The organism is Cognatiluteimonas telluris, assembly GCF_011320095.1.
In the GTDB taxonomy this organism is placed as follows: domain Bacteria; phylum Pseudomonadota; class Gammaproteobacteria; order Xanthomonadales; family Xanthomonadaceae; genus Cognatiluteimonas; species Cognatiluteimonas telluris.
Window position 1 is genome coordinate 1 of sequence record NZ_JAANOY010000038.1, and the last position, 15,752, is coordinate 15,752.

13 protein-coding genes and 1 pseudogene are annotated in these 15,752 nt (G+C 71.1%); 5 read left to right on the forward strand and 9 right to left on the reverse strand.

The window, feature by feature from the left end:
• The 6 genes from G7B67_RS11990 to mutM form a co-directional block, all read right to left on the reverse strand.
• The coding region (locus G7B67_RS11990) for a hypothetical protein (RefSeq protein WP_207780928.1) at positions 1-257 on the reverse strand (257 nt) is incomplete at its 3' end.
• Between the two features lie 167 nt (positions 258-424).
• Complete coding sequence (locus G7B67_RS11995; protein ID WP_166212741.1) at positions 425-1,336, reverse strand: hypothetical protein; 912 nt, start codon at positions 1,334-1,336, stop codon at positions 425-427.
• Between the two features lie 419 nt (positions 1,337-1,755).
• The gene (locus tag G7B67_RS12000) at positions 1,756-3,735 is read right to left on the reverse strand and encodes a UvrD-helicase domain-containing protein (RefSeq protein ID WP_166212743.1); all 1,980 of its coding nucleotides are present in this window, start codon (positions 3,733-3,735) and stop codon (positions 1,756-1,758) included.
• Positions 3,736-3,882: 147 nt separating this feature from the next.
• The gene (locus tag G7B67_RS12005) at positions 3,883-6,729 is read right to left on the reverse strand and encodes a serine/threonine-protein kinase (RefSeq protein ID WP_166212745.1); all 2,847 of its coding nucleotides are present in this window, start codon (positions 6,727-6,729) and stop codon (positions 3,883-3,885) included.
• A gap of 74 nt (positions 6,730-6,803) precedes the next feature.
• On the reverse strand, positions 6,804-7,367 hold the full coding sequence (locus tag G7B67_RS12010) for an ECF-type sigma factor (RefSeq protein ID WP_166212747.1): 564 nt from the start codon (positions 7,365-7,367) through the stop codon (positions 6,804-6,806).
• 82 nt (positions 7,368-7,449) lie between these two features.
• Positions 7,450-8,319, reverse strand: coding sequence for a bifunctional DNA-formamidopyrimidine glycosylase/DNA-(apurinic or apyrimidinic site) lyase (gene mutM / locus G7B67_RS12015; protein ID WP_166212756.1), 870 nt, complete (start codon positions 8,317-8,319; stop codon positions 7,450-7,452).
• A gap of 291 nt (positions 8,320-8,610) precedes the next feature.
• On the opposite strand from mutM, the gene G7B67_RS12020 reads away from it, so the two are divergent.
• The 5 genes from G7B67_RS12020 to G7B67_RS12040 all read left to right on the forward strand — a co-directional run bounded on the left by G7B67_RS12020 (position 8,611) and on the right by G7B67_RS12040 (position 12,961).
• Positions 8,611-9,831, forward strand: a complete 1,221-nt coding sequence (locus G7B67_RS12020; protein WP_166212749.1) for a DesA family fatty acid desaturase — start codon at positions 8,611-8,613, stop codon at positions 9,829-9,831.
• Between the two features lie 28 nt (positions 9,832-9,859).
• Positions 9,860-10,219, forward strand: a complete 360-nt coding sequence (locus G7B67_RS12025; RefSeq protein WP_425482446.1) for an EF-hand domain-containing protein — start codon at positions 9,860-9,862, stop codon at positions 10,217-10,219.
• 127 nt (positions 10,220-10,346) lie between these two features.
• The gene (locus G7B67_RS12030) at positions 10,347-10,571 is read left to right on the forward strand and encodes a hypothetical protein (RefSeq protein WP_166212750.1); all 225 of its coding nucleotides are present in this window, start codon (positions 10,347-10,349) and stop codon (positions 10,569-10,571) included.
• A gap of 56 nt (positions 10,572-10,627) precedes the next feature.
• Complete coding sequence (locus tag G7B67_RS12035; RefSeq protein ID WP_243412365.1) at positions 10,628-12,301, forward strand: type IV secretory system conjugative DNA transfer family protein; 1,674 nt, start codon at positions 10,628-10,630, stop codon at positions 12,299-12,301.
• Between the two features lie 195 nt (positions 12,302-12,496).
• Positions 12,497-12,961, forward strand: coding sequence for a hypothetical protein (locus G7B67_RS12040; protein ID WP_166212752.1), 465 nt, complete (start codon positions 12,497-12,499; stop codon positions 12,959-12,961).
• Positions 12,962-12,991: 30 nt separating this feature from the next.
• Here G7B67_RS12040 and G7B67_RS12045 read toward each other — a convergent pair whose 3' ends face one another.
• The 3 genes and pseudogenes from G7B67_RS12045 to G7B67_RS12055 all read right to left on the reverse strand — a co-directional run.
• Entirely contained in the window at positions 12,992-14,650 is a 1,659-nt protein-coding gene (locus G7B67_RS12045) for an NAD(P)/FAD-dependent oxidoreductase (protein ID WP_243412366.1), read from the reverse strand.
• On the reverse strand, positions 14,647-15,471 hold the full coding sequence (locus G7B67_RS12050; protein WP_166212754.1) for a glycosyltransferase family 2 protein: 825 nt from the start codon (positions 15,469-15,471) through the stop codon (positions 14,647-14,649). The genes G7B67_RS12045 and G7B67_RS12050 overlap by 4 nt, the downstream gene beginning before the upstream one ends.
• A 7-nt stretch (positions 15,472-15,478) precedes the next feature.
• A pseudogene (locus G7B67_RS12055) lies at positions 15,479-15,752 on the reverse strand (beta-ketoacyl synthase chain length factor); the annotation flags it as partial.

Sequence of the window (15,752 nt, forward strand, 5' to 3'; positions counted from 1 at the left end):
GGCGCGGGGTGGCTGCGCGCGCCGGCATCCGCATCGGCGAGGCCGCGCGTGTCCGGCGCGGCAAGCACGGCCGGCGCCGCCGCATCGACCGTGTCCGCGAGGTGGCGGGGCGCCATCGTTGCCGGGTCGAGGTGGCCGGTCGGGGCGGGTTCGCCGGACGGTTCGGGCGTCGCGCCGGTGATCGTAAGGTCGCTGGCCGGCAGGGACGGCGGTGCGCCGGGCGAGTCCGAGAACGGCAGGGTCGGCTGGGTGGGCATCGCCGGCATTATCGCCGCGCAGGCGGGATTTGGCTCCGCGCGGTCGGGCGGGGCGCCGCCGGTGGGGGTTGCGGTCGCTGGGTGGTCGGTGCGGCGACGCGAAACCGGGCGTGTTGCGGAGCCCGGATGCGGCCTTAGGCCTTGCCCGGGCTACGTGGGCTACGGGCTTACCGGGACGCGGGCGCGGGCGTCGTCGCGACCGCCTTGCCGGCGTGGTGCAGGTAGTCGCTGAGGTACCAGCGGCCGTCGATCCGTTGCACGGCGACGACGGTATCGATGTCCCGGCCGGCGTAGCGGTACTGCATCCGCACCCGCGCGCGATCACCGGTCTGCTGCAGCAGGGTCGCGTGCATGCCATCCAGGCTGGCATCCAGGTCCAGCCCGTAAGCGGCCAAGGCTTGCTTGAAGGCCTGCGCGAAGCCGCCCATCCGGCGCAGGCTCTCCTCCATGCCGGCGCGCTGGAAGTCCGCGGCCGAGTCCAGCCCGGTCCGCCGCGCGGCCACGGTCAACGCCGCCAGTGCACGCTGCGCGCGGGCGCGGTCGGACAGCGGCGCGGTGGTCGCCCAGGCGCTGGTGGCCTGGATCAGCTGCGCGTAGTGCTGGCGCTCGTCATCGCTGTAGTCGCCCTGGCGCTGGATGTACTGCGCCCCGAACAGTCCCAGCGACGCCGCCGCACCCTTGATCTGCCGTGGCGCGTGGGCGAACTGCTGGTCGAAGACCCGCTGCAGGTCGGTTTGGGCCTGCGGCGCCGCGAGCGACTTCAGCAATGCCGGCACGCGGTCGTCGAACGGCAGCTCGTCCAGCGGCCAGCGCGTGTGGCCTGCCGACCACGCGCGCTCCAGTTGCGCATGCAGGGCCGGCGGCACCGCCTCGTGGGCGAAGGCCACCAGGTCGTTGTCGCGCAGATGTCGGGTGAGCTGGCGTACCGCCTGTGCCGGCCGGGTGGCGGCCGCTGGCGCCGCGGTCCGCGCGGCGGGCGCGGGCGGGGGCGCGCGGTCGCAGGCGACCAGGACGCACGCAAGCAGCACGCACGCGAGCAGCAGGCAGGCCGGGAGCCGATGGCGTGGGGATCGAAGCACCAGAATCCGGTGAGCGCCCTCCCCGGGCGACGGCGCATCTTGGCCGCGGGGCAGCGGAGGGGGCAAGGACGGAGGTCCCGATCCGGCGAGCCGGCCGCAGTCACCCAAGGCCGGTTTCACCAGGCAAAAAAGAAGGAGGCCGTGGGCCTCCTCAAGTCCGGGATTCCCGGAAGACGAACGGTTGTGGCATGGCTCCGGCCGAGGCCGGACCTGAACAGGCTAGCCCGCCGGGGAAGCTCGCGCAATACCTGAAGGTAATGGCGATAACTCCTTGATTTGATGTCGTAGCAGCGGCTTTAGCCGCGAGCTCTTCGCCAAGGATCCGGTCGGGACCATCACGGCGTCGAGGAACAACGTCCATTGCGCGAAGAGCTCGCGGCTAAAGCCCCTCCTACCGGGGGCCGTCGGGCCTCCTGCGCTCAGCCGTCGAGCAATGCGCGGATCGCGGCAAAGCCGGCGCTGGCGCGCTCCTGCTTGCGCTGGGCGTCGGCAACCGGGTCGGCGCCGTCGCGCTGCAGTTCGGCGGCCGGGAGCTCATCGAGGAAGCGGCTGGGCTGCAGCCGCAGGCGGTCGCCCCACTTGAGCGCCTCGCGCGCATGCGACAGCCACAACTGCTCCTTGGCGCGGGTGATGCCGACGTAGAGCAGGCGCCGCTCCTCGTCCAGCCGGCCTTCCTCCAGCGACGCTTCGTGCGGCAGCACGCCGTCCTCGACGCCGACGATGAAGACGTAGCGGAACTCCAGGCCCTTGGCCGCATGCAAGGACATCAGCCGCACCTGGTTGCCGGCGTCGCCCTTGTCGGCGTGCGACAGCAGCGCGAGCGCGGCGGCGAGCTCGCCGGGGCCGGACGTGCGCGGACCGTCGAACCAGTCGGCCAGTTCATCCAGGTTGGTGCGCCGGCGCTGGAACGTCGCCTCGTCCTTGCACTGCGCGCGCAGCATCGCCAGCAGGCCGCTGCGTTCGTTGAGGCGGCGCACCAGCTCCGCCGGCGCCAGCTGGGTGGCGTCGTGGCGCAGGCCGCGGACGATGTCGATGAAACCGCCCAGCGCGTTGGCCGAGCGCGGCGCCAGCTGCTTGAGCAGGCCGACCGATTCGGCGGCGCGCGACAGCGGCAGCTGCGCGTGCTGCGCCAGTTCGGCGAGCTTGGCCAGCGTGGTCGCGCCGACCTCGCGCTTGGGCGACTGCACCGCGCGCAGGAAGGCCGCATCGTCCTCCGGATTGGCAACCAGCCGCAGCCACGCCATCGCGTCCTTGACCTCGCCGCGATCCAGGAACGCGGTGCCGCCGGTCAGGTGGTAGGGCACGCGCAGCAGCTGCAGTGCCTTTTCCAATGCGCGCGACTGGAAGTTGCCGCGGAACAGGATGCAGAAGTCGCTCCATGGCGCCGAATTCTTCTGCGCCTGGAACTGGATCTCGGCGGCGACCTTTTCCGCCTCGTGCGCGTGGTCCTTGCATTCCCAGACGCGGATGCGCTCGCCGTCGGCCTGGTCGGACCACAGGGTCTTCGGATGCTCGTGCGGGTTGTTGGCGATCAGCGCGTTGGCCGCGCGCAGCACGCGGTTGGAGCAGCGGTAGTTCTGCTCGAGCTTGATGATCTTCAATGCCGGATAGTCGTTGCCCAGCTGCAGCAGGTTGTCGGGGTTGGCGCCGCGCCAGGCGTAGATCGACTGGTCGTCGTCGCCGACGCAGGTGAAGTCGCCCCTCGGGCCGGCGATCGCCTTCAGCAGCCGGTACTGCGCGTCATTGGTGTCCTGGCATTCGTCGACCAGCAGGTAGCCGATGCGCTCGCGCCAGGCGGCGACGCAGTCTTCGTCGGATTCCAGCAACTGCACCGGCAGCCGGATCAGGTCGTCGAAATCGACCGCGTTGAAGGTCGACAGCCGCTGCTGGTAGCGCGCGTACACCGACGCCGCCTCGTGCTCGCGCGCGCTGCGCGCCTCGCTTGCCGCCTGCTCCGGCGACAGCCCGGCGTTCTTGGCGCGCGAGATCAGGTTGCGCACCGCGTCGATCACGTCGGGCTTGCTGCCCGGCGCCAGCAGGTCCTTGATCTGCGCGGTGCTGTCGTCGGCGTCGAAGATCGAGAAGCCGCGCTTGAGGCCGAGCTTGGCCGATTCGATCTGCAGCAGTTTCAGCCCCAGCGCGTGGAACGTGCACACGCTCAGGCCTTCGGCGGCGTCGCCCTTGATCCGGCGGGCGACGCGCTCGCGCATCTCGCGCGCGGACTTGTTGGTGAAGGTGATCGCGGCGATGCGCCTGGCCGGCATCGCGCCCGAGGCGATCAGGTGCGCGATCTTCTCGACGATGACGCGGGTCTTGCCGCTGCCGGCGCCGGCCAGGACCAGCAGCGGCCCCTGCGTCTGCAGCACGGCCTGGCGTTGCGGTGGATTGAGGCCGTGCACGACGCGCTGTCACTCGCTGGCGCGGCGAGTGCCGCGCGGCCGCGTAGTCTACCCGCGCGGCACGGCGGGCAACGCGGCGCTGGTGCACGGATCAGTGGCACGTTTGTCGCGCCGTGGTTGCGGACGACGGCGGCAGTGCAGCCCGCGTCATCCTTCGCAGCTGGCCTGCAGGCGCGCCACATGGCGGGTGACCACGCCGCCTTCCGGCTGGCCGGCGAGCACCTGCGCATGCAGCGCGCGCAGGCTGTCCATCGCCTGCGCACGCCCCGGGCCGTGGCAGCGCCGCGCCGCCGCGGTGGCGCTGGCCAGCCAGGCGATCTTGCGCAGTTCGCTGTCGCCGTGCGACAGGCCGGCCAGCGCGTCGAGCCGTGCCATCGCGGCGGGATTGCCGCCGTCGGGCCCGGCCTCGAACGCGGCCAGCGACAACATCGCGCGTCGGGTGTGCGGATGCCATGGGCCATAGCCGTCGCGGGTCAGCTGCGCCGCGCGCTGCAACTGCGCGTGGGCGTCGTCCCGGCCCAGCGCCGCCTCGACTTCGCCCAGCAGGCGCCAGGTATCGCCGAGCAGCGGATGGGTCGCGCCCACGGTGGCGCTGCGCAGCGCGATCGCCTCGACCAGCAGCGGCCGCGCGGCGGCGTCACGGCCCATGTCGTGCAGCACCATCGCCTTGTTGAACAGCACGTTGGCCAGGTCGAGCGCGCGTGCGCCCACCCGCGCATGCGCGCGGCGGATCGCGATCGACTGGTCGAGCCAATCCAGCGCGCTGGCGTCGTCGCCGCGTTCGAAGGCGATGATCGCCAGGCTGTTGTCGTCGCGCGCCACGCTGTCGTGGTGCGTGCCCAGTCGCGCCACCAGCCACTCCCGCGTGAAACGGTACGCGCGTTCGGCCTCGCCCAGCCGGCCCTGGTCGACCAGCAGCGCGGCCAGCTGCCGGCGCGCATCGATGCTGTCCGGCGAGGACGTGCCGTGCAGCGACAGGGCCAACGCGAGCGCGGCGCGGCAATCGGCCTCGGCGCCGACGACATCGCCCGCGCTGCGTTCCAGCGCGCACAGGCTGCGGCGCAGGGTGATCGCCAGCGGATGCCTTCGACCGACGCTCTGGCGCAGCTGCGCCAGTGCCGCCCGCGTTTCCCGCAACGCCTTGTCGGTGTGGCCGGCATCGCTGTCGAGCATGGCCAGGTCAGCCAGGTTCTCGATGCTGCCCAACGCGTCGTTGAGCGGGTCGCGCCGCAGCGCGAGGGCGCGTTCGATCAGCGGGCGCGCGCGCGCGGCCTCGCCCATGTCGCGCTGGCAGCGCCCGAGCTGGGAGTAGAAGTCCGCCGCCTGCAGCGGCAGGCGCGGTTGTTCGCGCTGCGCCAGCGGCAGCAGTGGCTGCATGCCTGCCAGGCAGTCGCCGGCGTTGCCGAGGATGCGCTGGGCACGGCCGCGCTCGGTGGCGGCGCCCAGGCGCAGGCTGGCGGGCGCCTGGTCGCCGAGCGCGGCCACGATCGCCGCTTCGCGATCGAGCAGCCGCATCGCCTGCCGATAGTCGCCCAGGCCCAGCCGCAGGCGCGCGATGACGCCGAACAATTCGGCGCGCGCGGCGGGCTGGCGCGCCAGCTCCTGGGTGCCGCGCCGGGCGCCGGCTTCGAGCAGCTGGCGCACGTCGACCTGGCCGTTGTTGCTGCCTTCGCCGGCGTGTTCGAACAGGCCCACCACGAAATCCTGCAGCGCCTGCGCGCGCAACGCTTCATGCATCGCCTGCCGCGCCTGCCAGGCGACGATGCCCAGCGCGGTGCTCAGCACCAGCGTCGCCAGCAGCCCCGTCGCCAGTGCCCAACGGTGCCGGTGCAGGTACTTGCGCACGCGGTAGCCCAGGCTCTGCGCGCGCGCCTGCACCGGCTTGCCGTCGCGATGGCGCTGCAGGTCCAGCGCCAGCGCCTCGACCGAGGGATAGCGTTGCTCCGGCCGCTTGGCCAGCGCCTTGAGAACGATGTTGTCCAGGTCGCCGGTCAGCGCGCGTGCGCGGCGGCGGCGCGCGTGCGCCTCGACGGGATCGGGCCGTGTCGTCGGTGGCGTCTCGCCGGCGCCGAGCAGCGCCTGCGACGGACGCAGGGGATCCACGGTGAGGATGGCTTCTTCCCATGCCGCGTCGCTGCTCCGCTTGGGCCGGTACGGGCGGCGGTCGGTGAGCAGCTCGTAGAGCACCACGCCCAGCGAGTAGACGTCGGTCATGGTGGTGACCGGCTCGCCGCGGATCTGCTCCGGGGCGGCGTAGTGCAGGGTGAACGCGGTCGGCAGGCCGGTGCGGGTGCGGTCGGGGGCGTGTTCGCCGGTGTCGAGCAGCTTGGCGATGCCGAAATCCAGCAGCCGCACGTCGTCCAGCGGCGTGACCAGGATGTTGGATGGCTTGAGGTCGCGGTGCACGATCAGGTTGGCGTGCGCGTGGCTGACCGCGTCGCAGGTCTGCAGGAACAGCCGCAGCCGCGCCTGCAGCGGCAGGCCGCGCGCGCGGCACCAGTCGGTGATCGGTTCGCCGTCGACGTATTCCAGCGCCAGGTAGGGCTGGCCGTCCTCGCTGATGCCGGCATCGAGCAGGCGCGCGATGTGCGGATGTTCCAGCCGCGCCAGGATCTGCCGCTCGCGGGTGAAGCGCAGCCGCAGCTTGGGATCGGCCAGGCCGGGGCGCAGCAGTTTCAGCGCGACGCGGCGCTGGTAGAGGCCGTCGGCGCGGGTCGCCAGCCACACCTGGCCCATGCCGCCTTCGCCGAGCATCCGCTCGATCCGGTAGGGGCCGACCATCACCCCCGGGTGCATGCCAGGCAGCGGCGCGACCAGAGGCTGGGACAGGAAGTCGTCGCGCTCGGCTTCCAGCGCCATCAGCTCGGCCAGGTCGGCCGCCAGTTGCGGGTCTTCCTCGCGCAGCAGTTCGAGGCTGCGCGCGCGGGTGGCGTCGTCGAGCTCGAACATCGCATCGAGCAGCGGCGACAGGCGTTGCCAGCGGGCGGCGTCCATGGCGGGCGTCAGCCGGGCGCGGTCAGCAGTGGGCCGTCAGGGCGCATGTGCGCTCACCGCTCACAGCGCACGGCTCACTGATCCTTGAGCGACGCCAGCAGGAACAGCCGGGCCTTCTGCCAGTCGCGGCGGATGCTGCGCTCGGAGCGCTTGAGCAGGCCGGCGATCTCCAGTTCCGACAGGCCGGCGAAATAGCGCAGCTCCACCACCTGGGCCAGGCGCTCGTCGACCGCGGCCAGGCGGGTGAGCGCGGTGTCCAGTCCCAGGGTTTCCTCGTCCAGGCGCAGGCCGCCTTCGACGTCCTCGGGCAGTTCGGTCACCCGGTGCAGGTCGCCGCCGCGTTTCTGCGCCAGCCGCTGGCGGGCGTAGTCGACCACCACGCTGCGCATGGCCGAGGCGGCGTAGGCGAAGAAATGCGCGCGGTCGTCGAAGCGCGCGGTCTGGCGCCCGATCAACTTGAGGTAGGCCTCGTGCACCAGCGCGGTGGCGTCCAGCGTGTGCGCCTGCTGCCCGGCGAGCTGGCGCCGCGCCATCGTGTGCAGTTCCTGGTAGAGCGTCGACAGCACCCGGTCCAGCGCGCTGCGATCGCCCTCGCGGGCGGCCTCAAGCCACTGGGTGATCTCGGCGATTTCGGCCATCCGTCCCACGCTCCCCGCAAGCGGCGCCAATATAGCCTCTGGCACCGGGCAAGGGAGACGGGGATCACGGCGGGTGGCGACTTCAGCGCTGGCAGTGGCCGCACCACACCGTCGCGCGCTGGCCGATCGACGCCTGCTTCAGCGCCCGTCCGCAGCGCGGGCACGGTGCGCCGCCGCGGCCGTAGGCCGAGAGTTCCTGTTCGAAGTAGCCCGGCGCGCCGTCGGGGCTGATGAAATCCCGCAGCGTGGTGCCGCCACGTGCGATCGCGTGGCTGAGGATGCGGGTCACCTCCGCCGCCAGCCGCGCGTAGCGCGCTCGCGACACCTGGCCTGCCGGCCGCAGCGGTGAGATCCCGGCGGCGAAGAGGGCTTCGGCGGCATAGATGTTGCCGACCCCGACCACGATGGACTGGTCCATCAGGAAGACCTTGACCGGCGCGCGGCGACCGCGGCTGCGCGCGAACAGGTAGTCGCCGCTGAAGGCGGGCGCCTGCGCATCCTGTGCGTCGTGCGCCATGCCGGCGTCGGCGAGCGGCTCGGGTCCCAGCCCGCGCAGCAGTTCGTGCGTGGTCCCGGGCGGCTGCCACAGCAGGCAGCCGAAGCGGCGCGGGTCATTGAAGCGCAGCACCCGCCGCGCGGCCCGGTGGCTGCCGTCCTCCAGCACCAGGTCAACATGGTCGTGCAGGCCGGGCGGCGTGTCCGGCGCCAGCACCCGCAGGCTCCCGGACATGCCCAGGTGCAGCAGCGCGCTGCCGGCGGCGGTGTCCAGCAGCAGGTACTTGGCGCGGCGGCGGATCCCGGCGATGGCCTGGCCGGGCAGGCGTGCCGCGACCTCCGGCGGGATCGGCCAGCGCAGGTCCGGGCGGCGCAGCACCACGTCGGCGATGCGGCGGCCGAGCAGGTGCGGCGCCAGGCCGCGGCGGGTGGTTTCGACCTCGGGCAATTCAGGCATGGCTTGGGTCAGGCTCGGCGGGTCGGACAGCGGGTCCATGACGTGATGGAAAAACCGCGATTGCGGGCGTGCTGCGGCGTGTTCGCGGCGCGCGACGCACATTCTTCCGCGACGCGGGTCTCGCTTGCGTCCGCCGCATCGTCACGATGTCGCGTCGCCGCTGAACGCGACCGTCGCCTGCGGCCCCCGGGGCGGATGATGCTGGCATGATGCCCGCTCGGACCGGGCCTGCCCGATCCCCCGGCGCGGGAGTGGATTTCCGGCGTTGTCATCGTCCTTCCGGAGTCCGCAATGCCCGCTTCGCTGCTGCCATCCCTGCCCGAGTTCCTGTCCCACGGCCTGCTGCAGGCCAGCTGGGGCGCGCTCGCCATCTACCTGCTGCTGGCCACCCAGCTCACCATCTTCTCGGTGACGCTGTACCTGCACCGCAGCATGGCCCACCGCGGCGTCGACTTCCATCCGCTGGTCGCGCACGTGTTCCGCTTCTGGACCTGGCTGACCACGTCGATGGTCACCAGGGAATGGGTCGCGATTCATCGCAAGCACCACGCCAAGTGCGAGACCGAGGAAGACCCGCACAGCCCGGTGCAGAAGGGCATCGGCACCGTGTTCTGGCGCGGCGTGGAGCTTTACCGCGAAGCGCGCGGCCAGCGCGAGGACATCGAGAAGTACGGCAAGGGCTGCCCCGACGACTGGATCGAGCGCCACGTCTACACCCCGCACGCGACGATGGGTCCGACCCTGCTGCTGTTCCTGAGCTTCGCGCTGTTCGGTTTCGCCGGCGTCGCGGTATGGGCGATCCAGATGCTGTGGATCCCGTTCTGGGCCGCGGGTGTCGTCAACGGCCTGGGCCACTGGTGGGGCTATCGCAACTTCGTCACCGACGACACCGCGACCAACCTCACCCCGTGGGGCCTGTGGATCGGCGGCGAGGAGCTGCACAACAACCACCACGCGTTCCCGTCGTCGGCGAAGTTCGCGCTGCGCAAGTGGGAATTCGACATCGGCTGGGCGGTCATCCGCAGCTGCCAGGCACTGGGCCTGGCGAAGGTGCTGCGCGTGGCGCCGTCGCTCAACGTGCGTCCCAACATCCCGGCGCCCGACGGCGACACGCTCAAGGCCCTGCTGGCGATCCGCTTCCAGGCCATGACCGACTACCAGCGCGACGTGCTCAAGCCGGCACTGCGCGAGGAAGCGCGCGCCGCCGGTGCGAAGCTGCGCTCGCTGCTGCCGCGCAAGCTGCGCAAGGGCCTGGCCGACGATGGCCGCTGGCTGCAGCCCGATGCGCGCCAGCAGCTCTCGTCCTGGGTCGCCAAGCGCCCGCGCATCCGCGTGCTGATCGAACATCGCGCGCGCCTGGCCGCGGTGCTGGAAGCACGCAGCCAGAACGCCGCCGACACCCTGCACCACCTGCAGGCGTGGTGCCACGAGGCCGAGGCCAGCGGCATCCGCGTGCTGCAGGAGTTCTCGGCGCGGCTGAAGGGTTACTCGCTGCAGCCGGCGCGCGGCTGAGCGCCGGCCCGCGCGGTCGTCCCTCACAATGACAGCGCACACCAAGCCCGGCCGTCACTGGCCGGGCTTTTTCATGCTGGCCTGCCTGCCGCTGGCGTCGATCGCGCTGGCGCAGGTGCAGGCGTCTTCCGATTACCTCGCGCGCATGGACGCCGACCACGATGGCCGGGTGTCGCTGTCCGAATACCAGGACTGGCTGTGCTACGCGTTCGATGCGATGGATCGCAATCATGACGGCGTACTGGTCGCGGCCGAGCTACCCGGCGGCCGCGGCGCCAGCACGACCCGCGAACAGCACCGCGCGCGACTGGCCGATGCCTTCCATCGCCAGGACCGCAACGGCGACGGCGTCCTCGACGCCCGCGAACTGGCCACCCCTCCGCGCTGACCGCTGGTCCCGGCAGGGACGGCTCCAGCCGCGAGCGCTTCCCCGCACACCGCATCCACACCGCCGCGGTTGACGCCCACCGCCACAGCGTCGACGATGCGCGCCTACACGATACGGAGATCGTGCAATGGATGACTTCGTCCATCCGCTCGGGCAGCAGGGGCGTTACCGGCTGGTCGCCTTGTCGCGGCAGCCGCCGTACAGCGCCGACGACGTACGCGCCTATGCGGTGACCACGCGGGCCGGCGATTGCCTGCGCGAGGAGCCGACCCGGTCTGGGGCATTGCAATGGATCGACGAGCGCATCGACCGCGATGCCGCCTCCATGCCACCGCGCCCGCGCCGACGCTGACCGCATGACGCGCCCGCCGACAGGATGTCGGCGCGACACAATTCAGGGAAGAGACCGTGCCGCACCGCAAATCGCTCCTGACCGCTTTCGCCATCGCGCTGGCGCTGGTTGCCGGCCTGTACCTGTCCGGCTATCTCGCATTGCGACTGCTTGGGCTGCCGGCCGGCCTGCTGCACTGGCACACCTACATCGACTACCTGCGTGCGCTGCCGCTGCCGCGGTTGCAGCCCTATGCACGCAGGATCTGGATCGCCGGCGGCATCGGCTTCGGCATCGTGCTTGCCATCGCGATCGCGCTGCTCGTCGGGCTGCTGCGACCGGCGCGCAAGTCGCTGCACGGCGACGCGCGCTTCGCCAGTCGCCGCGACCTCGCGCGGCGCGGCCTGCTCAAGCCCGCGCACGACGGCATCATCGTCGGCCAGTATCGCGGCCGGCTGCTGCGCCTGTCGGGGCAGCAGTCGGTGGTGCTGGCCGCGCCGACGCGCTCGGGCAAGGGCGTGGGGATCGTCGTCCCCAACCTGCTCGCGTACCGCGAGTCGATGGTGGTGCTGGACATCAAGCAGGAAAACTTCGCGCTGACCAGCGGCTGGCGCGCGCGACAGGGCCACGCGGTCTATCTCTTCAACCCGTTCGCCGACGACGGCCGCAGCCACCGCTGGAATCCGCTGCGCTACGTCGCCGACGATCCGGCGCGGCGCGTGGGCGACCTGATGGCGATCGCGGCGATGCTGTATCCCGATGCCGGCGACGAGCAGAAGTTCTGGGTCAGCCAGGCGCGCAACGCGTTCCTGGCCTTCGCGCTGTTCCTGTTCGAGAACCGCGAGGACGAAGCGCGCCTGGGCTTTCCAGTGCAGGTGCCGGCACCCAGCCTGGGCGGCGTGTTCCGCCTGGCGACCGGCGATGGCCAGCGCATGGCGCGCGAGCACATCCAGTGGCTGGGTGGTCGCGAATTCCTCGGCGACAGTGCGCGATCGGCCTTCGCCAACCTGCTGTCGCAGGCCGACGACACCTTCGCCTCGATCCTGGGCAGCTTCCGCGAGCCGCTCAACGCGTGGATCAACCCGGTGCTCGACGCCGCCACCAGCGGCGATGACTTCCTGCTCACCGACCTGCGCCGGCGGCGGATGACGATCTACGTCGGCATCGCGCCCAACCGGCTGGCCGAAAGCCGGGTGCTGGTGAACCTGTTCTTCAGCCAGCTCATCAACCTCAACACGCGCACGCTGCCGCAGGACGATCCGTCGCTCAAGCACCAGTGCCTGCTGCTGATGGACGAGTTCACCGCGATCGGCAAGGTCGAGATCCTCGCGTCCGCGATCGCCTTCCTCGCCGGCTACAACCTGCGCCTGCTGCCGGTGATCCAGAGCATGGCGCAGCTGGATGCGACCTACGGCAAGGACGTCGCGCGCACGATCCTGACCAACCACGCGCTGCAGGTGATCTTCGCCCCGCGCGAGCAGCGCGACGCCAACGACTACTCCGAGATGCTCGGCTACACCACCGTGCGCCGTCGCACCATCACCCGCGGCCGCGAGGTCTCGCGCAGCGAAGTGCTCGAGCGTCGCGCGCTGCTGTTGCCGCAGGAACTCAAGGCGCTGGGCGCCGACAGGCAGGTGCTGCTGTGCGAAGGCCTCGCGCACCCGGCGCTGTGCGACAAGCTGCGTTATTACAGCGACCGCCGCTTCCGCCGGCGCCTGCTGCCCCGGACCGCGGTGCCGGATCTGTCCTAGCGCGTCGATCCGGGGGCATCGGCGTAGGCGATCGGCGAGGGGCTTGCGCAATCGGACACCGGTGTCGGCCGACGTTTCCGGGCCGCTGGCCGGCCCGAGTCGACGACCGGTACGGACTGCGCGCCCGGTGGCGCACCGTAGACGGACAATTCAGGCGCGCGAGCGCAAGCTGCCATCCCCCCCGGAGATGCCGCCATGACCCCGCGCCTGCCTGTCGCCGCCGCTACGCTCGCGCTCGCGCTGGCGGGCTGCACGACCACGTCCCGGGTGATGCTGGGACCGACCTATCCCGCGCTGGCGCCCGGGCAGGTGCACATCTACTACCAGCCGCCGACGCGCTACCGCGAAGTGGCATTGCTGGAAACGCAGAGCGGCTCGTTCATTTACGGCGAGCAGAACAAGATGAATTCCGTGCTGACCAAGCTGCGCGCCGAAGCGGCGAAGCTCGGCGCCAACGGCGTACTGTTCCAAGGCACGGAAAACGAATATCGCGGTGGCGGGGTGGGCGTTGGGGTGGGTGGCGGGACGTTCGGCGGCCACAGCCACTTCGGCGTCGGCGTCGGCATCGACATCAACCCGACCCCCAAGCATGCGCGCGGCATGGCCATCTACGTGACCGATCCGACGCCAGCCGCGACACCCGCCCCGCCGTCGCCTTGAGGCCGCGCCCGGGTGTCGCCTGCTTCGCGACTAGGCGGCGTCGGCCTCGGCGGCGGCGTCTTCGTCGGCGTACCAGGCCGCTCCGAGTGAACGATGTCGCTCGTCGCCGACGAGCAGCGCCTCCAGTCCACGATCATCGATGTCCGAGTGGGTCCGCCGCGCCCGCGCCAGGATCTCCGCCGCCAGCCACTGCATGCGCACGACGTTGTCGATGATGCGGGCCTGGAAAGCCGCGTCGTCCAGCCGATCGCCCAGCGCCCGGTTGAGTTCGCGGAACCACTCGATCCGGTACTGGTCCAGCATCGCCCCGTGGCGGACCAGCGCGCCGGTATTGCGTTCGCCCCAGTCGCGCAACAGCGCCTGCATGGCGGTGTTGAGCGTCGCGGCGCGTTCGAACTGCGGGCCGAGCCGGCCGAGCATGCCGATGTCGGTCAGGCGCCCGGCGTAATACAGCGGCGCCAGCAGCGACCAGTAGAACGTGTAGTCCCAGATGATCTTGACCGGCATCACCTGCGCGTCGCCGAACAGCCGGTACTGGTCCTGGTAGAGCGTCAGGGTGTTGTCGTAGAACGAGCGGAACAGGCGCTCGTAGAGCGTGACGTAGGAATCGATCGACCTGCCGGCGAACTCCTTTTCGACCAGGTCGCAGATGTAGCCGTTTCCGATCGCGATGAAATCGCTGCCCGGCGAATAGAACGGATCCAGGAACACGCCCGCCTCGCCGGTCAGCGCCCAGCGATTGGCGGAAAAGACCTGCTTGCAGTCGTAGGAGAAGTCGCGCAGGAAGCCGAAGTCCAGCAGCGCATGCCCTGGCGACTCCAGCGTGCGCGCGACCTGCGGCTGGTGTTCGCGCAGCCACGCCATCGCCTTGTCGTGGCTGTTGATCGTCTCCAGCGGGTGCATGCCGGCATCGCAGACGATGCCCAGCGAATGCGCGCCGGAAGCCAGCGGGATCAGCCAGAACCAGTAACCCGGCCCGCACATGTGGTTGGTCGAGCGCCAGCGATCGGGTGGATCGCAACGCTGCAGCCACTGCGGATCCTGCGACCAGTCATTGGGATCGACCCGGCCTTCCACCCGCCACCACGCGGCGTTGATGTGGTGCGCGTTGTCGCGCGCCAGCCCGAGCTTGCGCTTGAGCAGGCCGGCGCGGCCGCTGGCATCGACGACCCAGCGCGCGCGGATGGAGCGGGTGGCGCCATCGTGTTCGATGGTGGCCAGGTGCCCGCCGACCGCGTCGATGTCGATGCCGCGCACGACGCTGGCATCACGGAAATCGACGCCGAGCGCGCGCGCGCGTTCGCCCAGGAAGTTCTCGAACCGGCCGCGATCGATCTGCCACGACGAGGTCGGCAGCAGCTGGCTCACGCCAAGCTCCGTGCAGCGGTCGATCGCCTCGCTGCCTTCGGAGAAGAAGAACCGGAAGCCGAACTTGCGCACCTGCTCGGCATCCAGGTGTTCGCGCAGGCCCAGTACCTGGGAGAAGTAATGCGCGCCGATCTCCACCGTCGATTCGCCGACCTTGAATGCCCCCTCGCGCACGGGGTGCATCCGGCGCTCGACCACCGTCACCCGCAGGCCGGGCATGCGCTGGCGCAGCTCGAGGGCCAGCGTGAGCCCGGCCAGTCCGCCGCCCAGGATGAGGACGTCGGTTGCGTCCGCCGCGCCCACCATCGCCCCGGCGCTCATCCGGCGCGCTGCGGTTGCGGGGTGAGCGTCGGTGCGAATTCGCCGCTGGGATCATGGATCACCGGCGGCGCCGCGCGGGTGCGTCGGTATTCCCGCAGCACGCCGCCGCGGGCGAAGATCTGCGCGACCACGTGCGAGGTGATGCGCCACAGGTCGCGCAGCGGGCGGAAGTGGCTGCGGCGGAATTTCTCCACCACATCCGGCCCGTGGTAACGCGATTCGATCGGAATCGACACGCAGCGCGTGCCCAGCTGGTGCGAGGCCGACATCAGGATCTGCGCCTCGAACACGAAATCCTCGCCCGGCACGTCCTGCAGCGCCGCGACCGCGGCCGGGTACAGGCGCTGGCCGCTCTGCGAATCGGCGATCCGGTAGCCGCAACCCCAGCCGATGCCCCAGTCGCCGAATTCGTTGGCCAGCCGCCGATAGGTCGGCTGCTGCGAGCGCTTGCGCAGGCGTGCGCCGATCACGATGCAGCCGGGGTGGCAGTTGCCCGCTTCGATCATGCGCGGGATGTCGTCGGCGCTGTGCTGGCCATCGCCATCCATCGTGAGCACCGCGCGGCAGCCGCGATCGAGCGCGGCGCGGAAGCCGTCGCGCAGGCAGGCGCCCTTGCCCATGCGCCGGTCGTGGCGCAGCACCACCACCGGCAGGTCGGCGATGCAACCGACGGTATCGTCGTCGGAGCCGTCGTCGATGACGATCACGGTACCGCAATGCGCGAGCGCGCCTGCGACCACGTCGCGGATGCGCAGCGCCTCGTTGAGCGCCGGGATCACGACGGCGATGTTGCTGCGGTCTAGCCGGGTGTGTTCGGGCATGTCGCGGTCAGTCCTCGGGCAGGGTGATGTCGACCTGCAATGCGCGCCCGGGGCCGGCGTGCAGGCAGGCGCGATGATCGCCGCAAGCCAGCGCGGTGAACAGCGGCAGCATCGGCGCCATGGCGTTGGCGCCGGCGATGTCCGCCAGCCGTCCACCGGGCGCGGGCGCGTCGGCGTCCAGCAGCCGCGCGTCCAGCCGTCGCCGCCCCGCCTGCCGATCGTCGTCGCGCGGCGCCGCCAGCACCAGGGCCACCCCGGGGTGGCGGGTGCTGCGCGAGACG